We start from the raw sequence: 22,496 nt of genomic DNA on the forward strand, positions 1-22,496 counted from the left end.
ATCTGATACAGCGCAAACAAAAACGCCGACAGCGATGTCGGCGTTTTTTTTTTAGATTGATAAAGTCATCTTCTGTCAGTTAATTCCCACTGTTATCTCGGAAAACCCCTTCAACTCCTGTCGATCTCAACTACTTCTCTTCCGGGGGGGGCCCCCTAGTTTCGAGGTTTATGTATCGAAAGGTAAGCAGTGAAGCCTGCTCCCACAGTAATTTTCGATCATGTGGCAGGCTTGCCTGCGAAGCTTTTTGATTAATCGATGTACTCAAACAGCTTGACGATCTTCTGCACGCCCGACACGCCCTGTACCAGGTTGGTTGCGCGGGTGGCTTCCTGTTGAGTCACCAGGCCCAGCAGGTAGACGATGCCATTTTCAGTCACGACTTTGATGCGCGAGCCTGGGATGGTGTTGTCAGTCAGCATTTGCGTCTTGATCTTGGTGGTCAGCCAGGCGTCGTTGTTACGAGCCAGGATCGAGGAGGGCGGCATGACTTGAAGTTCATTGTTGACCTTCTTGACGCGCTGCACAGAGCCCGCGGCTTGTTCGGCAAGGCTTTTCAGCTCTGCGCGTGGTGTCTGGCCAGCGAGCAATACAATGCCGTTAAAGCTGGTCACGATGATGTGTGAGCCTTCATCGAGATCGGGGTTGGCCTTGGCAACGTTGACCGCGACCTTGGTTTCGATCAGGGAATCATCAATCTTGCTGCCGAAAGTCCGAGTACCACGATCATCCTGGATCGGGGTGTCGCGGGTTGCAGTCAGGAACGAGCTGCATCCGCTGATGCTCAGGCATAGTGTCAGAGTCAGTAGGCTGAGGCGATTAGGGGTCATTCTTCACTCCCGAACAGTTGGCTGTCGATCAAGTCACAAAGGCAATGGATCGTCAGTAGGTGGACTTCTTGAATGCGTGCGGTGACTTTGGCCGGAACGCGGATCTCCACGTCCTCGGGCAGCAGCAACGAGGCCATGCCACCACCGTCGCGGCCGGTCAAGGCTATGACAATCATTTCACGATCATGTGCGGCCTGGATGGCCTGAATAATGTTTGCCGAGTTGCCGCTGGTGGAAATCGCCAGCAGGACATCGCCCGGTTGACCCAGTGCGCGGATCTGTTTGGAGAAGATCTCGTTGTAACTGTAGTCGTTGGCGATGGACGTAATGGTCGAGCTGTCGGTGGTCAGCGCAATCGCCGGCAGGCTTGGGCGTTCACGCTCGAAGCGATTGAGCAGCTCCGAGGAGAAATGCTGTGCGTCACCTGCCGAGCCGCCGTTGCCACAGGAAAGCATTTTGCCCTCGTTGAGCAGGGCGTTGACCATGACCTGGCTGGCTTGCTCGATATAGGGTGCAAGAACTTCCATCGCCTGCTGCTTGGTATCGATGCTGGCTTGGAAAAGCTGGCGAATTCGGGATTGCATGTCCATCAGTGTGACCTTAAGTAGGGCGGCTGGTCGGGCGCGGTCTGAGTAGTCTCAGAGGCTTCCCGGCACAAAAAATGTGCAGCCCGCAAAGCAAAGGGCAAAATCGGTGTGGGGTGATCCCTTTAAAACAGAGCGTTCAAAGGGCGACAAGTCCGGCCCTCGGAATCAACTATCAAATGCGTTCTTGAGCCAGTTCAACGAAGGCGCAGTGCCGGGATCGCCATTGATGGCGACCACATCGAAACGGCATGGAGAATCCGCCCAGTGCGACTCTTTTTGCAGAAAAAACTGCGCGGCGAGAATGAGTTTTTCGCGCTTGCGAAAATCCACGCTTTCCAGCGCTCCACCCCAGCCTGCGTGGCGTCGATAGCGAACTTCGACGAATACTACTGTATCGCCGTCGAGCATGACCAGATCAAGCTCGCCTCGTTTGCATAACCAGTTTTGCGTGATCAGACACAGGCCCTGTTGTTGCAGATGCCTCAGGGCGTAGGCTTCGGCCTCACGCCCTGCTTGTTGTCGAGGGTTGCTCGACATTAACGCGGGGTATCCGGCAGGCGCTGAATCTTGCCGCCGGTGAACTCGGCCCATGGCAATTGCCGCTCGATACGTTGGCCTGAACCCATGCTCAGGCTGCCGGTCAAGCCGTCGATGCGGCTGTCAGGCAGGGTTTTAAGCTGTGCCAGGCGCGGTGCCAGACGATAAGCGTCGATCCCCATGGCGTACAGCCGACCAAGACTGCCCGCTGCTTGTGGCCACTGCGCGGTGACTTGCTGGCGCAGTGGGTCGCTGGTGCTGAGCAACCACGGCGTTTCACAGAAGCGAATGCCTTCGAGGTCCAGATACTGTGCTTGATCGCCGCTGTTGGTGAACAAGTGCGACGTGGCGTACACCGGAACATCGCCTGCGTATTGGAATACCAGGGTTGGCTTGATCTGCTGCGCTTGCTGAGGTGTTGCTGCGAGGAAGATGAAGTCGATGTCCTGACGACGCGTCGGTTGTGCGGCTATTTTTGTGCCGACGGTGTTTTGCACGCTTTTGGCGCGGCCTTCACTGTTTCGCAGTTGGAACAAATCAGCAATTTGCTGGGCCAGGGCGACTGGCTGGTCAACATGCTCAGCACCGATAAACGTACCGCCGGCTGCTTGCCAGCTTTGGCGGAAAGCATCCAGAACGCGGTCGCCCCATTCGCCTTTAGGCACCATGGCTGCGGCACTGCGCTTGCCATCGGCCCAGGCACGACGAGCAACTTCACGGGCTTCGTCTTCAGCAGCAAGGCCGAATTGGAACAGCTGTGGCGGTCCATCTCGCCCCGCGTCGCTGTAATTCAGCGCCAGCGTGGTGATAGGCAGTTGTGGGCGGCTGCTCAGTTGTTTGACAAGCGGCTTTTCCAGCGGGCCGATCACCAGTTGCACGCCGGATGCTTTGGCCTGGCGGTAGAAATCATCGAGTGAGGTCAGGTGCGAGCTGTCGAACACTTGGATGGTTGGTGGTTTTTGACCCGCCTGCTGCGCCTGATAGTGCGCAGCCATGAAGCCTTCGCGCAGGGCGTGGGCAACGGAAGCCAGTGGACCATCTTGCGGTAGCAGAAGGGCGATTTTGGTCAATGGTTCGCTGGTCAGTGCCCTCAGTTGTGCCAATGGGGCGGGCAGTTGCAGGGCGGCTGGGTGTTGTGGGTTTTGCGCTTTCCAGGTGTCGATGGCGGCCTGTTGTTGCTCCAGGGTGCCTCCGCCTTTCACGGCGCGGGCCAAACTCAGCCAGCCACCAAGGTCATTATTGCTTGTGCTTTGTAACTGTTCAGGAGGCAAGGCGGCAACCAGTGCCCAGATCGCTTCGTGGTTAGCGCTGGCTTCAGTGCCCTTGAGCAAAGGTGCAATAAATACCCGCTCACTGGCGGCAGGCATTATTTGACCGTCAGCTTCCAGTGCGCGCGCCTGGACCAGTCCTGTGCGTGTCTGCTGCTCGACCGGTAACTCACCCAAGCGTTGCAAGCTTGGATGGCTCAGTGCTGCCAATGCTGCCTTGGGCTGGTTGCGGCCCAAAGCCAGTTCGGCGGACAGCGTGCTGGCATACACTTGTTGCGCGGGTTTGAGCTGATCAAGAGGTACTTGCTCGAGAATGCGCCCGGCGCGACCTGCGTCGTGTTGCTGATAGGCCTTGTCGGCTGCACTGAGTCTCAGCAGTGCCGCTTTATCGGGCGACTTGGCGGCAGCGGCTTGTTCGAGCAATTGCTCGATGCTGGCGTCAGGCGTGCGTGGAAGTTCGCCAAGACTTGACGAAGGCGAGCTGGCACAAGCTGCTAATAGGGCAGCAAGGCAGAGGGCAGAGAACAGCCGCAGGCAAGCGATCATGTAAGTGTTCCTGATACTCGAGCAAATTAGCGGGGAATTGTACCCAAGCACTGGCCGGGGCGCGACGTTCGTGGCGTTAAAGCGATCATATTGGTTGCTGGGCAGGCAAATCCGGGTGAATCCAGCCTTTTTTCGTGCGGTTCACCCCTCGCGACAACGGAAACAAATGCTTTTTTCAGTGCTGACCTTCGTCGGCTACCCGTCGGTTCAGGCCGTAATCTGTACAATGCGGATTTTTCGCTAACACAAGAGGTGTGCGCTTTGACTGCTCCAGGTGCTTTGAATTCCGCTGCTGGCTCGCTTTATGTTGTTGCCACGCCTATCGGTAACCTGGATGACATGAGCGTGCGTGCGCTGAAAGTGTTGCGCGATGTGGCGCTGATTGCCGCTGAAGATACTCGTCACTCGTTACGGTTGATGCAGCATTTTGGTATTGCCACGCCGTTGGCTGCCTGTCACGAGCACAATGAGCGCGAGGAGGGGAGTCGATTTATCACGCGGCTGCTGGCTGGCGATGACATCGCCCTTATCTCCGATGCAGGGACGCCGCTTATCTCTGATCCAGGTTATCACCTGGTGCGTCAGGCGCGAGCTGCTGGCATTGCGGTGGTGCCGGTGCCGGGCGCCTGTGCGTTGATTGCTGCGTTGTCAGCGGCGGGTCTGCCCTCGGACCGCTTTATCTTCGAAGGCTTCTTGCCCGCCAAGGCGGTAGGGCGGCGAGCACGACTCGAGCTGCTAAAAGAAGAGCCGCGCACCCTTATTTTTTATGAGGCGCCGCACCGGATCCTGGAATGCCTGCAGGACCTGGAGCTGGTGTTCGGTCCTGAGCGTCCGGCGTTGTTGGCGCGCGAACTGACCAAAACCTTCGAAACTCTCAAAGGACTGCCTTTGGCTGAGCTTCGCGCTTTTGTCGAAGCTGACAGTAATCAGCAGCGCGGTGAGTGCGTGGTGCTGGTAGCAGGCTGGACGTTGCCCGAAGACGAGGATGTCATCGGTACCGAAGCTCGGCGCATTCTGGATTTGCTGCTGGAGGAAATGCCGCTCAAGCGCGCTGCGGCATTGGCGGCGGAAATCACCGGAGTGCGCAAGAATTTGCTTTATCAGGTAGCGCTGGAGAAACAAAAAAATGCATAAAGGATCTTCCTCGACCTGACAGTCAAAGTGCGCCGGACTTATTAAAGCTTGTTCTTGAGCGTCCGTGCCGCTAATCTTGGCGGCGGAGAGTCGATTGGACAGTCGCTGCCTCCTATTGTTCCGCAATAGGGGGGGGAGGAAAGTCCGGGCTCCATAGGGCAGAGTGCCAGGTAACGCCTGGGAGGCGCGAGCCTACGGAAAGTGCCACAGAAAATAACCGCCTAAGCACTTCGGTGCCGGTAAGGGTGAAAAGGTGCGGTAAGAGCGCACCGCACGTCTGGCAACAGTTCGTGGCTAGGTAAACCCCACTCGGAGCAAGACCAAATAGGGTTCCAAGGCGTGGCCCGCGCTGGAACCGGGTAGGTTGCTAAAGACGTCCAGTGATGGCCGTCGTAGAGGAATGACTGTCCACGACAGAACCCGGCTTACAGATCGACTCTCCACCTTTTCCCCTCCCTGCTTTTTCGTAGCAGAAGCAATTTGTAATATCAAAAAAGTCTTACTCTTGATAAATCACTTTAACTTCGAACCTTAGCATTCTGAGTTGGTTCGATTTTGTTCGTCAAAATAACTGATAAATTGTTCCTTCTCCTGTTTTTCCCCTCCTAAATCTTCGATCTGTAAGGGCTTTCCTTAGGACCGCGCCTTGACGGTGTGGTGGGCGCATTCTTATAGTGTGCACAAGTGGCGGAAAGTGGCGTGAAGTGGGTTTTTTCGGCGTAAAAAGTTAATATCTGGAGGTCGCGCCTGTGTTTCGTGGTGCTAATGCAATCAATCTCGACGCAAAAGGTCGTCTCGCGATGCCGAGCCGGTACCGCGACGAGCTGGATTCGCGTAGCGCCGGGCAGTTGATCGTGACAATTGATGCCGTTAGCCCCTGCTTATGTTTGTACCCACTGTCCGAGTGGGAGTTGATTGAAGCCAAATTGCGTGACCTACCCACATTTCGTGAAGAGAACCGTCGCTTACAACGGTTATTGATCGGTAATGCGGTTGATTTAGAGCTTGATGGTAGCGGCCGTTTTCTGGTCCCGCCGCGCCTTCGCGATTATGCCAAGTTGGATAAACGCGTGATGTTAGTTGGCCAGCTTAATAAGTTTCAACTGTGGGACGAGGACGCCTGGAACGCTCTTGCTGAAGCGGATCTGGCGGCCATTCAACAACCTGGCGCTATGCCTGATGAACTGCGTGATTTGATCCTGTGACTATGACTAGTGGCTTTAAACACATCACCGTACTGCTTGATGAAGCTGTAGAGGCTCTCGCGGTGCGTACCGATGGCTGCTATCTGGATGGCACGTTCGGGCGTGGTGGACACAGCCGTTTGATATTGCAGCACCTTGGTCCGGGCGGCCGCTTGCTGGGGTTCGATAAAGATCCTCTAGCCATTGCCACCGGGCAAGCGCTGGCGGCCGAAGACGGCCGCTTTTCTATTGTGCAGCGCAGCTTTGCCGAGCTGGGTTCCGAAGTCGAAAGTCGTGGTCTGGCCGGCAAGGTCAACGGCGTTTTGCTCGACCTTGGCGTCTCTTCGCCACAATTGGACGACCCTGAGCGCGGTTTCAGTTTCATGAATGACGGTCCGCTGGACATGCGCATGGACCCGAGCCGTGGCATCAGTGCTGCCGACTTCATCGCCACCGCATCGGCAGAAGAAATTGCCCGCGTATTCAAGGAGTATGGCGAGGAGCGTTTTGCCAAGCGTATGGCGAATGCCGTGGTTCAGCGCCGCGAGACTCAGCGTTTCGAGCGCACAGGTGACCTTGCGGAAGTACTCAAGGTTGCCAATCCGGCATGGGAAAAAGGCAAGAATCCAGCGACCCGTGCGTTCCAGGGGCTGCGTATTCATGTCAACAACGAGCTGGGCGATCTCGAAGCTGGGCTTGAGGCGGCACTTGAGGTGCTTGAAGTCGGTGGCCGGTTGGTTGTGATCAGCTTCCACTCGCTGGAAGATCGCATCGTCAAGCTGTTCATGCGCAAGCTCGCCAAAGGCGAAGCCGACAAAATGCCTCGCGACCTGCCGATCCGTTTTCAGGCATTTGATCCAAAAATCAAAATTCATGGCAAGGCGCAGTTCGCCTCCGACACTGAAACCAAAGCCAACCCGCGCTCGCGCAGCGCCGTCATGCGTGTGGCGGAGAAGCTCCGGTGAGCCGGCTTTTCCTCAAGCCTCTGCCCAGCGGCAGCTTCATCATGCTGTTGCTGTTCATCGCGGTCCTGGTTTCGGCAATTGGAGTGTCTTACAGCGCACACTGGAACCGGCAGTTGCTCAACTCCTTGTATTCCGAGCTAAGCGTACGCGACAAGGCGCAGGCAGAATGGGGCCGCCTGATTCTTGAGCAAAGCACCTGGACCGCGCACAGTCGCATTGAAACGCTGGCCACCGAACAACTGAAAATGCGTATCCCCAGTGCCGCTGAAGTACGGATGGTGGCGCCATGATGAAGCTCGAAGGCGCCCTCTATCCCTGGCGTTTTCGCGTGGTGGTGGGGCTGCTTGCGATCATGGTGGGTGCAATCTGCTGGCGCATCGTCGACCTGCAGGTGGTCGACCATGACTTCTTGAAAGGTCAGGGCGATGCCCGCAGTGTTCGGCACATCCCGATCCCGGCTCACCGTGGCTTGATTACCGACCGCAACGGCGAGCCATTGGCTGTCAGTACGCCCGTGACGACGCTGTGGGCCAACCCTAAAGAGATGCAACTGGCCAAAGAGAAATGGCCTGCGCTTGCCGCCGCTCTGGGCCAAGACCCAAAACTGCTCAGCGACCGCCTGGATGCGCAGGCCGGTAAAGAATTCATCTACCTGGTTCGCGGCCTGACGCCGGAACAAGGTCAAGTCGTGCTCGACCTGAAAGTCCCTGGTGTCTACGGCATCGAAGAGTTCCGGCGCTTCTACCCTGCGGGCGATGTCACCGCACACATGGTGGGCTTCACTGACCTGGACGACCATGGTCGCGAAGGGGTCGAGCTGGCCTATGACGACTGGCTGGCTGGCGTACCGGGTAAGCGACAGGTCATCAAGGACCGCCGCGGACGACTGATCAAGGACGTCCAGGTCACAAAAAACGCCAAGGCCGGGAAGACCTTGGCTTTGTCTATTGATCTGCGCCTGCAATACCTGGCCACCCGTGAGTTGCGCAACGCCATTCAGGAAAACGATGCCAAGGCCGGTAGCCTGGTGATCATGGACGTGAAGACTGGCGAAGTATTGGCCATGGTCAACTCACCGACCTACAACCCAAACAACCGTCGCACCATGGTGCCAGCCGCGATGCGTAACCGCGCCATCATCGACGTATTCGAACCAGGCTCGACCATGAAGCCGATTTCCATGACCGCTGCTCTGGACAGCGGCCGCTGGAAGCCTACCGACAAAGTAGAGGTGTATCCGGGCACGCTGCAGATTGGTAAATACACCATCCGTGACGTTACCAAGACCGAGGGTCCGATCCTCGATTTGACCGGGATCCTGATCAACTCCAGTAACGTCGGTATGAGCAAGGTGGCTTTCGACGTCGGCGGCGAAGCGATTTTCCATGCGATGCAGCGAGTCGGGCTGGGTCAATACACCGGTCTGGGTTTCCCGGGCGAGCGCGTCGGCAATCTGCCTAATTACCGTGAGTGGCGCAAAGCCGAAACCGCGACCTTGTCCTATGGCTACGGTCTGTCGGTTACCGCGTTGCAACTGGTGCATGCTTATTCCGCACTGGCCAACAACGGCCGTATCGTGCCGCTGACCATCCTGAAAACCGATACGCCTCCAGAGGCTACACAGGCGATTCCCGAAGCGACTGCAAAAACGGTACAGGGCATGTTGCAACAAGTGATCGAGGACCCGCGTGGCGTATTCCGCGCCCGGGTGCCGTCTTACCATGTGGCCGGCAAGAGTGGTACAGCACGTAAAACAGCGGTGGGCACCAAGGGGTACGCCGAAAACGCCTATCGCTCTCTGTTCGCTGGCTTTGGTCCAATGAGCAATCCGCGCTACGCGATTGTCGTGGTCATCGACGAGCCCGGCAAAGCCGGCTATTTCGGTGGTCTGGTGTCGGCGCCGGTATTTAGCAAGGTGATGTCCGGCACGCTGCGGCTGATGAACATTACCCCGGATAACCTGGCGCCAACGCCAACACAGGAACAAGTCAATGCTGCGCCTGTTGTTAAAGGAGGGCGTGGTTAATGCCTTTTAGCCTGAACAAGATTTTTGCCCATGCCGACCGCGATCTGTTGATCCGCGAGTTGACCCTCGACAGCCGTAATGTTCGGGCAGGGGATCTGTTTCTGGCCGTGCCAGGCGGCAAGCTCGACGGTCGCGCGCATATCGCCGATGCACTCAAGCGGGGCGCAGCCGCGGTTGCCTATGAAGTTGAAGGCGCAACCGTATTACCTATTACCGACGCGCCGTTGATTCCGGTCAAGGGCCTGGCCGCACAGCTATCGGACATCGCCGGGCGCTTTTATGGCGACCCGAGCCGCAGTTTGAACCTGGTAGGCGTCACCGGCACCAATGGCAAAACCAGTGTCACCCAGTTGGTCGCGCAAGCGCTGGATCAGCTTGGGCAGCATTGCGGGATTGTTGGCACCTTGGGCACCGGATTCTACGGTGCGCTGCAAAGTGGTCGCCACACCACGCCCGATCCGATCGCTGTGCAGGCGACGCTGGCCGACCTGAAGAAAGCTGGCGCTCGTGCGGTGGCGATGGAAGTGTCGTCCCATGGTCTGGATCAAGGTCGTGCGACCGCTCTGGCGTTCGACGTCGCAGTGCTGACCAACTTGTCCCGTGATCATCTGGACTACCACGGCACGATGGAAGCCTACGCCGCCGCCAAGGCAAAATTGTTTGCCTGGCCCGATCTGCGTTGCCGGGTGATCAATCTGGATGACGACTTCGGTCGGCGACTGGCCAAAGAAAAACACGAGTCGCGCCTGATCAGCTACAGCCTGATCGATTCCAGCGCCTACCTGTACTGCCGCGATGCGCACTTCGATGACGATGGGGTGCGTGCCACGCTGGTCACCGCACAAGGTGAGCACAATCTGCGCAGCAGCCTGTTGGGCCGTTTCAACTTGAGTAACGTTCTGGCAGCGGTCGGGGCTTTGCTGGGGCTGGATTATCCGCTGGATGAAATTTTGAACGTGCTGCCGAAGCTGGAAGGTCCGGTCGGTCGCATGCAGCGTCTGGGCGGTGGCACGCAGCCGTTGGTCGTGGTCGATTACGCACACACGCCTGACGCCCTGGAAAAAGTCCTCGAAGCATTGCGCCCGCACGCCAAGGGCCGGTTGATGTGCCTGTTCGGTTGCGGCGGTGATCGTGATCGCGGCAAGCGTCCTTTGATGGCTGAAGTGGTTGAGCGGCTGGCGGATACGGTGCTGGTCACCGATGACAATCCACGGTCCGAGGTGCCTGCACAGATTTTTGAGGACATCCGTCATGGGTTTGTCGCTGTCGACAAAGTCAGCTTCGTCGCCGGTCGCGGGCAGGCCATTGCACAGCTGATTGGCAGTGCCAGTGCGGCAGACGTGATCGTGCTGGCAGGCAAGGGGCACGAGGACTATCAGGAAATCGATGGTCAGCGTCATGCCTTCTCTGATCTGGAAGAAGCCACTAAAGCCTTGGCTGCATGGGAGGTGGCACATGCTTAAGCCGCTGACATTCAGTGACTTGGTCGCGCCACTCAATGGCCGGCTGGTCAACGCCGATTGCAGCTTTACCGGTGTCAGCATCGACAGCCGTGCCATTGCTCCGGGCCAACTGTTTATTGCGCTGACCGGGCCGCATTTCAACGGCCACGATTATCTCGACGAAGTCGCTGGCAAAGGCGCAGTCGGGGCGTTGGTCGAGCGAGAGGTTGCAGGCGCTACGCTGCCGCAACTGGTCGTCGCTGATACCCGTCATGCGTTGGCGCAGCTCGGTGCCCTGAATCGCCGTGCGTTCGACAAGCCGCTGGCCGCAATCACGGGCTCCAGCGGCAAGACCACCGTCAAGGAAATGCTCGCGAGCATTTTGCGTACGCGCGGGTCGGTATTGGCCACGCGCGGCAATTTGAACAACGACCTGGGGGTTCCGCTGACCCTGCTCGAACTGGCACCTGAACATGCGGCGGCAGTGATCGAGCTGGGCGCTTCTCGTGTTGGCGAAATTGCCTACACCGTCAGACTGACCAAACCCCATGTTGCGGTGATCACCAATGCCGGGACTGCCCACGTTGGCGAGTTTGGCGGGCTGGAAAAAATCGTCCAGGCCAAAGGTGAAATTCTTGAAGGCCTCGACGCCACAGGCATCGCGGTACTCAATCGTGACGACAAGGCCTTTGCCATCTGGCAAGCCCGGGCTAACGGGCGTCAGGTCGTGAGCTTCGCCTTGAGCGACGACGCTGCCGATTTCTACTCGCGTGACCTGACCCGTGATGCTCGCGGGTGTCAGGGGTTCACGTTGCACGGTCCGTCTGGCACTGCGTCTGTCCAGCTCAATTTGCTGGGCACACACAATGTCGCCAATGCCCTGGCGGCAGCGGCGGCGGCGCATGCACTGGGTGTTTCGCTGGAAGGTATCGTCGACGGGTTGGATGCAGTGCAGCCGGTTAAAGGGCGTGCGGTCGCGCAATTGGCCACTAATGGCATCCGCGTAATTGATGACACATACAACGCCAACCCCACCTCAATGTGTGCTGCCGTTGATATACTTGTCGGCTTTTCTGGGCGCACCGTCTTGGTGCTCGGGGATATTGGCGAATTGGGCGAGTGGGCTGAACAAGGTCACCGCCAAGTGGGTGCATACGCTGCAGGCAAAATATCGGCGCTGTATGCGGTGGGGCCTTTGATGGCTCATGCCGTGAGCGCTTTTGGTCAGCATGCCCGCCACTTCGCCAACCAGACCGACCTGATCGCAGCGCTTGGCGCCGAGCAGGACACTAACACCACTATTTTGATCAAGGGCTCGCGCAGTGCTGCGATGGAAAACATCGTGGCGGCGTTGTGTGGTTCTAGCCGGGAGAAACATTAATGCTGCTGTTGCTGGCGGAGTATCTACAACAGTTCTACAAAGGCTTCGCGGTCTTCCAATACTTGACCCTGCGCGGGATTCTCGGCGTGCTCACCGCATTGTCGCTGTCTTTGTGCCTGGGCCCATGGATGATTCGCACCTTGCAGAATCGCCAGATTGGTCAGTCGGTACGTAATGACGGTCCGCAATCTCACTTGTCCAAGTCGGGTACACCGACCATGGGCGGCGCGCTGATTCTTTCAGCGATTACCATCAGCACCCTGCTGTGGGCTGACCTGACTAACCGTTATGTCTGGGTCGTGTTGATCGTCACGTTGTTGTTCGGTGGCATTGGTTGGGTCGACGATTACCGCAAAGTGATCGAGAAAAACTCCAAGGGGCTGCCTAGCCGCTGGAAATACTTCTGGCAGTCGGTGTTCGGCCTCGGCGCGGCGATCTTTCTTTATACGACTGCACCAAGCCTGGTTGAAATCACCTTGATCGTGCCAATGTTCAAAGACGCCAGTATCCCGCTTGGCATTGGCTTCGTGGTCTTGACCTACTTCGTGATCGTCGGATCGAGCAACGCGGTCAACCTGACCGACGGCCTCGACGGCCTGGCGATCCTGCCGACGGTGATGGTCGGCGGCGCATTGGGCATCTTTTGCTACCTGTCGGGTAACGTAAAATTCGCTGAATACCTGCTTATCCCTTATGTACCGGGCGCGGGTGAACTGATCGTGTTCTGCGGCGCGTTGATCGGTGCGGGCCTGGGCTTTCTCTGGTTCAACACCTACCCGGCTCAAGTCTTCATGGGCGACGTCGGTGCTCTGGCACTGGGCGCGGCACTGGGCACCATCGCGGTGATCGTTCGTCAGGAAATCGTCCTGTTCATCATGGGCGGTGTATTTGTGATGGAAACCCTTTCGGTCGTCATCCAGGTCGCGTCCTTCAAGTTGACCGGTCGCCGTGTGTTCCGCATGGCACCGATTCACCACCACTTTGAACTCAAAGGCTGGCCCGAGCCGCGTGTGATCGTCCGTTTCTGGATCATCACCGTGATTCTGGTGCTGATCGGCCTTGCCACCCTGAAGCTGAGGTAAAACGAGTGTCTCTGATCGTTTCTGACCACTTCCGCATCATTGTCGGCCTCGGCAAGAGCGGCATGTCCCTGGTTCGCTTCCTGGCGAAGCAGGGCGTGTCGTTTGCTGTGGCTGATACGCGGGACAATCCGCCTGAGTTGGCGACGTTGCGTCAGGACTACCCGCAGATTGAAGTGCGTTGTGGCGAGCTGGACGTAGAGTTTCTCTGTCGCGCCGACGAGCTGTATGTCAGCCCCGGTCTGGCGTTGGCAACCCCTGCGTTGCAGCAGGCGGCAGCGCGCGGCGTGAAACTGTCGGGTGACATCGAGCTGTTCGCGCGTAACGCGAAAGCGCCCATCGTTGCAATTAGCGGTTCGAATGCGAAAAGCACGGTCACCACGTTGGTGGGCGAAATGGCGGCAGCAGCCGGCAAACGTGTTGCGGTCGGCGGCAATCTGGGCACCCCGGCGCTGGACCTGCTCGATGACTCAGTCGAGCTGTACGTGCTGGAACTCTCCAGCTTTCAGCTTGAAACCACCGACCAACTCGGCGCTGAAGTGGCAACCGTCTTGAACGTCAGCGAAGACCATATGGACCGTTACAGCGGTCTGCCGGCTTATCACTTGGCCAAGCACCGGATCTTCCGTGGCGCCCGGCAAGTCGTCGTCAATCGGCAGGACGCGCTATCGCGGCCGCTGATCGGCGAAGGTTTGCCGTGCTGGACCTTCGGCCTGAACACACCTGATTTCCACGGTTTTGGTTTGCGTGAAGAGAACGGCGAAAAATACCTCGCCTTCCAGTTCGACACTCTTATGCCAGTCCGTGAGCTGAAAGTTCGCGGCGGGCACAATCAGTCCAACGCCCTGGCTGCCCTGGCGCTTGGGCACGCAGTGGGCTTGCCGTTCGATGCCATGTTGAGCAGCCTGCGTACCTTCACGGGCCTTGCGCATCGCTGCCAATGGCTGCGTGATCGCGAAGGCGTCAGCTATTACGACGACTCTAAAGCGACCAATGTCGGTGCGGCGCTGGCTGCCATCGAAGGCCTGGGCGTTGATATCGCTGGCAAGTTGGTGTTGATCGCCGGTGGCGACGGCAAGGGTGCCGACTTCAGCGCCTTGCGTGCCCCGGTTATCGCTCATTGCCGCGTCGTCCTGTTGTTGGGCCGCGATGCCGAATTGCTGGCCCAGACCTTCGGCGATGCGCTGCCTTTAATTCGCGTGAAAACCCTGGAAGAAGCCGTGCAACGTGCTGCCGAATGGGCTCAGGACGGGGATGCGGTATTGCTGTCTCCCGCCTGCGCCAGCCTGGATATGTTCAAGAACTTTGAAGAGCGTGGGCGTGTGTTCGCTCAAGCCGTGGAGGCCTTGTCATGATTCTGGGTGTGATCAAGCCTTACCCATCGCCGCTGATCAGCGGTCGCGGCATCGATGTCGACTTCCCGATGCTGGCCGGTTGCCTCGCGCTGCTGGGCCTGGGTCTGGTGATGATCACGTCTGCCTCGTCGGAAGTGGCTGCGGTGCAGTCCGGCAACCCGCTGTACATGATGATTCGTCACCTGGTGTATCTGGTCATCGGCCTGGGCGCCTGCGGCGTGACCATGATGATCCCGGTCTCTACCTGGCAACGTCTGGGCTGGCTGATGCTGATCGGTGCCTTCGGCTTGTTGGTCATCGTGTTGGTGCCGGGGCTGGGTCGAGAGGTCAACGGTTCGATGCGCTGGATCGGCTTCGGGATGTTCAACGTCCAGCCTTCGGAAATTGCCAAAGTCTTTGTGGTGATTTTTCTCGGCGGTTACCTGGTGCGTCGTCAGCAGGAAGTGCGTGAAAGCTGGATGGGCTTCTTCAAGCCGTTCATCGTTTTGCTGCCCATGGCAGGTTTGCTGCTGATGGAGCCTGACTTCGGCGCCACCGTGGTGATGATGGGCGCCGCTGCAGCGATGCTGTTCCTGGGCGGGGTCGGTCTGTTCCGCTTCACCCTGATGGTGGTGTTGGCGGTGGGCGCGGTGTTCGTGCTGGTTCAAGCGCAGCCGTATCGTATGGCGCGTCTGATTACCTTCACCGACCCCTGGTCCGATCAGTTTGGCTCCGGTTATCAACTGACCCAGGCCCTGATTGCGTTCGGCCGTGGTGAGTGGTTCGGCGTCGGTCTGGGCAACAGCGTGCAGAAACAGTTTTATTTGCCAGAAGCGCACACCGACTTCGTATTCGCCGTGCTTGCGGAAGAGTTGGGCGTGGTCGGCTCGCTGCTCACGGTGGCGCTGTTCGTATTCGTCAGTATCCGGGCCATGTACATCGGTATGTGGGCCGAGAGAGCCAAGCAGTATTTTGCCGCGTATGTGGCCTATGGCCTGGCTTTCCTGTGGATTGGTCAGTTCCTGATCAACATTGGCGTGAACGTCGGGCTGTTGCCGACCAAAGGTCTGACGTTGCCATTCCTCAGTTATGGCGGCAGTTCGTTGGTGATCTGCTGTGCAAGCCTGGGCTTGTTGTTGCGCATCGAGTGGGAAGCGCGGACCAATACCGGCAGTGAAGAAACGGAATTCAATGAAAGCGATTTTGCCGAGGAGCCGACCCATGGGCGCTAATGTGCTGATCATGGCGGGGGGCACCGGCGGGCACGTTTTCCCGGCGCTGGCCTGCGCACGCGAGTTTCAGGCGCGTGGTTACAGCGTGCACTGGCTCGGTACGCCGCGTGGCATCGAGAACGAACTGGTCCCGCAAGCAGGCTTGCCGCTGCATTTGATCAACGTGACCGGTCTGCGAGGCAAGGGTGTACTTGCACTGTTCAAGGCGCCTTTCGTGTTGCTCAAGGCGTTGCTGCAGGCACGCAAGATCGTTCGTCAGTTGCAGCCTGTCTGTGTGCTGGGCTTCGGTGGTTTTGTCACCGGCCCCGGCGGCTTGGCGGCGAAGCTGGCGGGTGTGCCGCTGATCATTCATGAGCAGAACGCCGTCGCCGGTACCGCCAATCGCAGTCTGGCGCCGTTTGCCACCCGCGTGTGCGAAGCCTTCCCGAACACATTTTCGGCTTCTGAAAAACGCTGTACCACAGGCAACCCGGTACGCACCGAGCTGTTCCTCGAAACGCCGCGTCAGGCCTTGGCCGGTCGCAAGGCCCGTCTGTTGATCCTCGGCGGAAGCCTGGGCGCCGAACCGCTGAATAAACTGCTGCCCGCTGCATTGGCAGAGGTGCCACTGGCGTTGCGACCTGAAGTGTTCCATCAGGCCGGCAAGAATCACGACCAGATCACCGCAGAGCGCTATCGCGCTGCCGATGTCGAGGCGCAAGTAGCGCCCTTCATCAAAGACATGGCCCAAGCCTATGGCTGGGCCGACCTGGTGGTTTGTCGCTCAGGCGCGCTGACCGTCAGTGAGCTGGCGGCGGCTGGCCTGCCCTCGCTGTTGGTGCCGTTGCCTCACGCGATCGATGACCACCAGTCCCGCAATGCCGACTATTTGGCCCACGAAGGCGCAGCCTTCGTCATGCCACAAGCGACTACTGGCGTAGCCGAAATGGCCGCACGCCTGAAAGAGGTTTTGATGCAGCCCGAACAATTGAACAGCATGGCCCGCACGGCTCGTCTACTGGCCAAACCCGATGCAACGCGCACCGTGGTCGATATCTGTCTGGAGGTGGCCCATGGTTGAGAATAAAAGAGCAATGCCTCAGCCGGAAATGCGCCGTATCCGTCGCATCCACTTTGTCGGTATCGGCGGTGTGGGCATGTGTGGCATTGCCGAGGTGTTGCTTAACCTGGGCTATGAAGTGTCTGGCTCGGACCTGAAGTCTTCACCGGTGACTGAGCGTCTTGAATCGTTCGGCGCGAAAATCTTTATCGGCCATCGTGCCGAGAACACCGCGACCGCTGATGTACTGGTGGTCTCAAGTGCTGTCAATACTTCCAACCCGGAAGTCGCTACCGCTCTGGAACGTCGTATTCCTGTGGTGCCACGTGCCGAAATGCTGGCCGAACTGATGCGCTATCGCCACGGTATCGCGGTCGCGGGCACGCATGGCAAAACCACCACCACCAGCTTGATCGCTTCGGTATTCGCGGCCGGAGGCCTGGACCCGACGTTCGTCATCGGTGGTCGTCTGAACGCTGCCGGAACCAACGCTCAGTTAGGCACCAGTCGTTACCTGATCGCTGAAGCGGATGAAAGCGACGCCAGCTTCCTGCACTTGCAGCCGTTGGTGGCCGTGGTCACCAACATTGATGCTGACCACATGGCTACTTACGAGGGTGACTTCAACAAACTGAAGAAAACCTTCGTCGAGTTCCTGCACAACTTGCCGTTCTATGGGCTGGCCGTTGTGTGCATCGATGATCCTGTGGTGCGTGAAATTCTGCCGCTGATCAAACGCCCGACGCTGACCTATGGCTTCAGCGAAGAAGCCGATGTGCGTGCCATCAATGTGCGCCAGGACGGCATGCTGACTTACTTCACCGTGCTGCGTCGTGACCGCGAGCCGCTGGATGTTTCCGTGAACATGCCGGGCAACCACAACGTCCTCAACTCGTTGGCGACCATCGCCATCTCTACCGATGAAGGCGTCAGCGACGAGGCCATCGTCCAGGGCCTGTCGGGATTCCAGGGCGTCGGGCGGCGCTTCCAGATCTATGGCGAGCTGCCGGTTGAAGGCGGCAATGTGATGCTGGTCGATGACTATGGTCATCACCCACGGGAAGTGGCAGCGGTGATCAGTGCTATCCGTGGCGGCTGGCCTGATCGTCGTCTGGTCATGGTTTACCAGCCCCACCGTTTCAGCCGTACCCGCGATCTTTACGATGACTTCGTGCAGGTGCTGACCGAGGCCAGCGTATTGCTGTTGATGGAAGTCTATCCGGCCGGGGAGGAACCGATTCCTGGTGCTGACAGCCGTAACCTGTGTCACAGCATCCGTCAGCGCGGTCAGCTGGACCCGATCTACATCGAGCGTGGCGTCGAGTTGGCTCCGCTGGTCAAGCCACTGTTGCGTGCCGGCGATATTCTGCTGTGCCAAGGTGCCGGAGATATCGGTGGCCTCGCCCCTAAACTATTGAAAAGCCCGCTGTTTGCAGGCGCTATCGTGGCCCCGACCGAGGGGAAACTGAAATGACTACGACCCTGCAATCCTCCTTGCGCTGCACGCTTGAGCCACACGTCTTTGGCCGTGTTGCGGTACTGTTCGGCGGTAAAAGTGCTGAGCGAGAAGTGTCGCTGAAGTCCGGCCAGGCGGTGCTCGAAGCCCTGCAAGGCGCGGGTGTCGACGCGTTCGGCATTGATGTGGGTGACGACTTTTTACAGCGGTTGGTCAGCGAAAAAATCGACCGTGCTTTTATTGTTCTGCATGGACGTGGTGGCGAAGACGGCAGCATGCAAGGCTTGCTGGAGTGTCTGGAAATTCCTTACACCGGCAGCGGTGTACTGGCTTCTGCGTTGGCAATGGACAAGTTGCGGACCAAGCAAGTCTGGCAAAGTCTGGGTCTTTCGACACCCCGGCATGCAGTGTTGAACACTGAGGCCGATTGTATTTCTGCGGCAATGGAACTGGGCTTCCCTTTAATCGTCAAACCCGCCCATGAAGGTTCAAGTATCGGTATGGCCAAGGTGACCAGCGTCGACGAATTAATCGCCGCATGGAAAGCTGCCAGCACCTACGATTCACAAGTTTTGGTCGAGCAATGGATCCAGGGTCCGGAGTTCACGATCGCTACGTTGCGTGACCAGATATTACCGCCCATCGGCTTGGGCACTCCCCACAGCTTCTACGACTACGACGCCAAGTACCTGGCTTCCGATACTCAGTACCGGATTCCTTGCGGGCTCGATGACGTCAAAGAACAAGAGCTTAAAGAACTCACCGCACGTGCTTGCGATGCCATTGGCATTGCTGGCTGGGCGCGGGCGGATGTTATGCAGGATGCCGACGGCAAGTTCTGGTTGTTGGAAGTGAACACCGTCCCTGGCATGACCGATCACAGTCTGGTCCCAATGGCAGCACGTGCAGCGGGCCTTGATTTCCAGCAGTTGGTGTTGGCGATTCTGGCCGACAGTGTAGAGGCGCGAGGTTAATCCCATGCAAGGCGCGATGCTACGTCATCAGCAACCCGTCCCCGGCCGCAAGCCGGTACCACGTGGTGCTAGTCGGATGGTGGCCAAAGAGCCGCTGTCGATGCGCCTGCCTAAAGCTAACTTCGGTTTTTTCAAGCGTCTGTTCTGGCCGGTGATGTTGGTCATTCTGGGCTTCGGTACCTACGAAGCCGCGCAGCGTTTGCTGCCGTATGCCGACCGGCCGATTACGCGGATCAACGTGCAGGGTGATTTGAGCTACATCAGCCAGCAAGCAGTTCAGCAGCGTATTGCGCCCTATGTGGCCGCAAGCTTCTTCACAATCGATCTGGCAGGGATGCGCACCGAGCTGGAAAAAATGCCATGGATTGCCCATGCCGAGGTCAGGCGTGTCTGGCCTGATCAGGTGGTCATTCGTCTGGAAGAGCAATTGCCAGTGGCGCGCTGGGGGGAGGAGGCGCTGTTGAACAACCAGGGCCAAGCGTTTACCCCGCGTGAGCTGGCCAATTACGAGCATCTACCTCAACTGTTCGGCCCGCAGCGGGCTCAGCAGCAAGTGATGCAGCAGTATCAAGTGTTGAGCCAGATGTTACGGCCGTTGGGTTTTTCCATCGTACGTCTGGAGTTACGTGAACGTGGCAGTTGGTTTTTGACCACGGGTGCAGGCAGTGCGGGCCCGGGTATCGAGCTGTTACTGGGACGCGATCACCTGGTGGAAAAAATGCGCCGCTTTATTGCCATTTATGAAAAAACGCTTAAAGAACAGATCACGAATATTGCGCGCATCGACCTACGTTATTCCAACGGCCTTGCCGTGGGATGGCGTGAGCAGGTAGCGCCTACGACGGACAAACCCGCCGTCGCGAAGAATTGATAAGAGGCAGGACCATGGCAAACGTGCAAAGCGGGAAAATGATCGTCGGCTTGGATATCGGCACCTCCAAAGTGGTGGCGCTGGTGGGCGAAGTCGGGGCGGATGGCACCCTGGAAATCGTCGGCATCGGCACGCACCCTTCCCGCGGCCTGAAGAAGGGCGTGGTGGTGAATATCGAGTCCACCGTGCAATCGATCCAGCGCGCCGTTGAAGAAGCTCAGCTGATGGCCGGTTGCCGTATCCACTCGGCCTTCGTGGGTGTAGCAGGCAATCACATTCGCAGCCTGAACTCCCACGGCATCGTGGCGATCCGTGATCGTGAAGTCAGCATGGCGGATCTGGAGCGTGTACTCGACGCTGCCCAGGCCGTGGCGATTCCGGCGGATCAGCGGGTGCTTCACACCCTGCCGCAGGACTACGTGATCGATAACCAGGAAGGTGTGCGTGAGCCTTTGGGGATGTCGGGCGTGCGCCTGGAAGCCAAGGTCCATGTGGTGACTTGCGCCGTCAATGCCGCACAGAACATTGAAAAATGCGTGCGCCGCTGCGGTCTGGAAGTCGATGATATCATTCTGGAACAGCTTGCTTCGGCCTACTCGGTGCTGACCGATGACGAGAAAGAACTGGGCGTTTGCCTGGTCGACATCGGTGGCGGCACCACGGACATCGCCATCTTCACTGAAGGTGCGATTCGTCATACCGCAGTGATCCCGATTGCGGGCGATCAAGTCACCAACGACATCGCCATGGCCTTGCGTACGCCGACGCAGTACGCCGAAGAGATCAAGATTCGTTACGCCTGTGCCCTGGCCAAACTGGCCGGTGCTGGCGAAACCATCAAGGTGCCAAGCGTCGGCGACCGTCCTCCGCGCGAGCTCTCCCGTCAGGCCTTGGCCGAAGTGGTCGAGCCGCGTTACGACGAGCTGTTCACTCTGATCCAGGCCGAAGTGCGCCGCAGCGGTTATGAAGATTTGATCCCGGCCGGCATCGTGCTGACCGGTGGGACTTCGAAAATGGAAGGCGCCATCGAACTGGCCGAAGAAATCTTCCATATGCCGGTACGCCTCGGCGTGCCGCACGGCGTCAAAGGGCTCTCGGACGTCATCCGCAACCCAATCTATTCCACTGGTGTGGGGCTATTGCTGTATGGACTGCAGAAGCAATCCGACGGTATTTCGTTGTCCGGCATCAGTAGCAGCGGCTATAGCGATGAACCTAAAACACCGGTATTCGAGCGCCTCAAGCGCTGGGTGCAAGGCAATTTCTAAGTTTCAAAGCAGTAGTAGTGGTAGGCAGTAGGCGAAAAAACTAGAGAAAATGAAAGGAGAGGGAAAATGTTCGAACTCGTAGACAATGTCCCGCAAAGCCCGGTAATCAAGGTTATCGGTGTGGGTGGTGGTGGTGGTAACGCTGTTAACCATATGGTTAAGAGCAACATCGAAGGCGTGGAATTCATCTGCGCTAACACCGACGCACAAGCGCTGAAAAGCATCAGCGCACGGACTATCCTGCAATTGGGCACGGGTGTGACCAAGGGCTTGGGTGCTGGCGCCAATCCTGAAGTAGGTCGTCAGGCGGCACTGGAAGACCGTGAGCGCATTGCTGAAGTACTCCAGGGCACCAACATGGTGTTCATCACGACGGGCATGGGCGGCGGTACCGGTACCGGTGCTGCACCGATCATTGCCGAAGTGGCCAAGGAAATGGGGATTCTCACCGTTGCGGTGGTCACTCGTCCGTTCCCGTTCGAAGGCCGAAAGCGCATGCAGATCGCCGATGAAGGCATCCGTCTGCTGTCGGAAAGCGTCGACTCGTTGATCACCATTCCCAACGAGAAGCTGCTGACGATCCTCGGCAAAGACGCGAGCCTGTTGTCGGCTTTCGCCAAGGCTGACGATGTGCTGGCAGGTGCCGTTCGCGGTATCTCCGACATCATCAAACGTCCGGGCATGATCAACGTCGACTTCGCTGACGTACGCACCGTGATGAGCGAAATGGGTATGGCGATGATGGGCACTGGCTGCGCCACCGGTCCGAACCGTGCACGTGAAGCGACTGAGGCAGCCATCCGTAACCCGCTGCTCGAAGACGTCAACCTGCAAGGTGCTCGCGGCATTTTGGTCAACATCACAGCCGGTCCTGACCTGTCCCTGGGTGAGTACTCGGACGTGGGTAGCATCATCGAAGCGTTCGCTTCCGAGCACGCCATGGTCAAGGTCGGTACTGTTATCGATCCGGACATGCGTGACGAGTTGCACGTGACCGTGGTTGCCACGGGCCTGGGCGCGAAGATCGAGAAACCTGTGAAGGTCATCGATAACAGCCTGCAGACCACGCACCATGCAGCGGTGCAACCTTCTTCTCGCCAGGAAATGCCGTCGGTGAATTACCGCGATCTGGACCGTCCGACCGTGATGCGTAATCAGGCTCACGCCGGTGCAGCAGCGGCTGCGAAGATGAATCCGCATGATGACCTGGATTATCTGGACATCCCGGCTTTCCTGCGTCGTCAGGCTGATTGATGAAATGTATCAGGGGTATTAGGGTGATTGGTATTCAGCAAAGGCCGGTTCTGCTATTATCGCCAGCCTTTGTTGATACCAGTTCGCAA

The 22,496-nt window shown here is 58.2% G+C and carries 20 protein-coding genes and 1 other RNA gene; 17 read left to right on the forward strand and 4 right to left on the reverse strand.

Going from position 1 to position 22,496, the window contains the following annotated elements; genetic code table 11:
- Window positions 1-251: 251 nt before the first annotated feature.
- From AC1ME2_RS18105 to AC1ME2_RS18120, 4 genes are all read right to left on the reverse strand, one after another.
- Window positions 252-830: a BON domain-containing protein gene (locus tag AC1ME2_RS18105; RefSeq protein ID WP_480435683.1), complete on the reverse strand. Its 579-nt coding sequence runs from the start codon at window positions 828-830 to the stop codon at window positions 252-254.
- Entirely contained in the window at window positions 827-1,420 is a 594-nt protein-coding gene (locus AC1ME2_RS18110; protein ID WP_480435685.1) for a phosphoheptose isomerase, read from the reverse strand. Before AC1ME2_RS18110 ends, AC1ME2_RS18105 begins: the two co-directional genes overlap by 4 nt.
- A gap of 162 nt (window positions 1,421-1,582) precedes the next feature.
- Window positions 1,583-1,954 carry a YraN family protein gene (locus AC1ME2_RS18115; RefSeq protein WP_480435687.1) on the reverse strand — a complete coding sequence of 124 codons (372 nt, stop codon included), beginning with the start codon at window positions 1,952-1,954 and terminating at the stop codon, window positions 1,583-1,585.
- Window positions 1,954-3,768, reverse strand: a complete 1,815-nt coding sequence (locus AC1ME2_RS18120) for a penicillin-binding protein activator (RefSeq protein WP_480435688.1) — start codon at window positions 3,766-3,768, stop codon at window positions 1,954-1,956. The genes AC1ME2_RS18115 and AC1ME2_RS18120 overlap by 1 nt, the downstream gene beginning before the upstream one ends.
- 261 nt (window positions 3,769-4,029) lie before the next feature.
- Between AC1ME2_RS18120 and rsmI the strand changes: the two genes are divergently transcribed.
- From rsmI to ftsZ, 17 genes are all read left to right on the forward strand, one after another.
- On the forward strand, window positions 4,030-4,902 hold the full coding sequence (gene rsmI / locus AC1ME2_RS18125) for a 16S rRNA (cytidine(1402)-2'-O)-methyltransferase (RefSeq protein ID WP_480435689.1): 873 nt from the start codon (window positions 4,030-4,032) through the stop codon (window positions 4,900-4,902).
- 86 nt (window positions 4,903-4,988) lie between these two features.
- Window positions 4,989-5,346: RNase P RNA component class A (rnpB, locus tag AC1ME2_RS18130), an RNA gene on the forward strand.
- 305 nt (window positions 5,347-5,651) lie between these two features.
- Entirely contained in the window at window positions 5,652-6,107 is a 456-nt protein-coding gene (gene mraZ, locus AC1ME2_RS18135) for a division/cell wall cluster transcriptional repressor MraZ (protein WP_480435690.1), read from the forward strand.
- A 2-nt stretch (window positions 6,108-6,109) separates the two neighbouring features.
- Complete coding sequence (gene rsmH / locus AC1ME2_RS18140; RefSeq protein WP_480435691.1) at window positions 6,110-7,051, forward strand: 16S rRNA (cytosine(1402)-N(4))-methyltransferase RsmH; 942 nt, start codon at window positions 6,110-6,112, stop codon at window positions 7,049-7,051.
- Complete coding sequence (gene ftsL, locus AC1ME2_RS18145) at window positions 7,048-7,341, forward strand: cell division protein FtsL (protein WP_480435692.1); 294 nt, start codon at window positions 7,048-7,050, stop codon at window positions 7,339-7,341. The genes rsmH and ftsL overlap by 4 nt, the downstream gene beginning before the upstream one ends.
- The gene (locus AC1ME2_RS18150) at window positions 7,341-9,077 is read left to right on the forward strand and encodes a peptidoglycan D,D-transpeptidase FtsI family protein (RefSeq protein ID WP_480442202.1); all 1,737 of its coding nucleotides are present in this window, start codon (window positions 7,341-7,343) and stop codon (window positions 9,075-9,077) included. The genes ftsL and AC1ME2_RS18150 overlap by 1 nt, the downstream gene beginning before the upstream one ends.
- Window positions 9,077-10,540 (forward strand): UDP-N-acetylmuramoyl-L-alanyl-D-glutamate--2,6-diaminopimelate ligase, encoded by a 1,464-nt coding sequence (locus tag AC1ME2_RS18155; RefSeq protein WP_480435693.1) that lies wholly within the window; start codon window positions 9,077-9,079, stop codon window positions 10,538-10,540. The genes AC1ME2_RS18150 and AC1ME2_RS18155 overlap by 1 nt, the downstream gene beginning before the upstream one ends.
- Window positions 10,533-11,900 carry a UDP-N-acetylmuramoyl-tripeptide--D-alanyl-D-alanine ligase gene (locus tag AC1ME2_RS18160; RefSeq protein WP_480435694.1) on the forward strand — a complete coding sequence of 456 codons (1,368 nt, stop codon included), beginning with the start codon at window positions 10,533-10,535 and terminating at the stop codon, window positions 11,898-11,900. The genes AC1ME2_RS18155 and AC1ME2_RS18160 overlap by 8 nt, the downstream gene beginning before the upstream one ends.
- Window positions 11,900-12,982, forward strand: a complete 1,083-nt coding sequence (gene mraY, locus AC1ME2_RS18165) for a phospho-N-acetylmuramoyl-pentapeptide-transferase (protein WP_480435695.1) — start codon at window positions 11,900-11,902, stop codon at window positions 12,980-12,982. The genes AC1ME2_RS18160 and mraY overlap by 1 nt, the downstream gene beginning before the upstream one ends.
- 5 nt (window positions 12,983-12,987) lie before the next feature.
- Window positions 12,988-14,334 carry a UDP-N-acetylmuramoyl-L-alanine--D-glutamate ligase gene (murD, locus tag AC1ME2_RS18170; RefSeq protein ID WP_480435697.1) on the forward strand — a complete coding sequence of 449 codons (1,347 nt, stop codon included), beginning with the start codon at window positions 12,988-12,990 and terminating at the stop codon, window positions 14,332-14,334.
- On the forward strand, window positions 14,334-15,545 hold the full coding sequence (ftsW, locus tag AC1ME2_RS18175) for a putative lipid II flippase FtsW (protein WP_480442203.1): 1,212 nt from the start codon (window positions 14,334-14,336) through the stop codon (window positions 15,543-15,545). Before murD ends, ftsW begins: the two co-directional genes overlap by 1 nt.
- Window positions 15,535-16,605, forward strand: a complete 1,071-nt coding sequence (gene murG, locus AC1ME2_RS18180; protein ID WP_480435698.1) for an undecaprenyldiphospho-muramoylpentapeptide beta-N-acetylglucosaminyltransferase — start codon at window positions 15,535-15,537, stop codon at window positions 16,603-16,605. Before ftsW ends, murG begins: the two co-directional genes overlap by 11 nt.
- Window positions 16,598-18,058, forward strand: a complete 1,461-nt coding sequence (gene murC, locus AC1ME2_RS18185; protein WP_480435699.1) for a UDP-N-acetylmuramate--L-alanine ligase — start codon at window positions 16,598-16,600, stop codon at window positions 18,056-18,058. Before murG ends, murC begins: the two co-directional genes overlap by 8 nt.
- Window positions 18,055-19,014 (forward strand): D-alanine--D-alanine ligase, encoded by a 960-nt coding sequence (locus AC1ME2_RS18190; protein WP_480435700.1) that lies wholly within the window; start codon window positions 18,055-18,057, stop codon window positions 19,012-19,014. Before murC ends, AC1ME2_RS18190 begins: the two co-directional genes overlap by 4 nt.
- A gap of 4 nt (window positions 19,015-19,018) precedes the next feature.
- Entirely contained in the window at window positions 19,019-19,885 is an 867-nt protein-coding gene (locus AC1ME2_RS18195; RefSeq protein WP_480435702.1) for a cell division protein FtsQ/DivIB, read from the forward strand.
- A 14-nt stretch (window positions 19,886-19,899) separates the two neighbouring features.
- A complete protein-coding gene (ftsA, locus tag AC1ME2_RS18200; protein ID WP_480435703.1) occupies window positions 19,900-21,153 on the forward strand; it encodes a cell division protein FtsA in 1,254 nt (417 codons plus the stop codon).
- Between the two features lie 66 nt (window positions 21,154-21,219).
- Window positions 21,220-22,407: a cell division protein FtsZ gene (gene ftsZ / locus AC1ME2_RS18205; protein ID WP_480435705.1), complete on the forward strand. Its 1,188-nt coding sequence runs from the start codon at window positions 21,220-21,222 to the stop codon at window positions 22,405-22,407.
- The last annotated feature ends 89 nt before the right edge of the window (window positions 22,408-22,496 follow it).

It is taken from the genome of Pseudomonas sp. ASL9 (assembly GCF_056680335.1).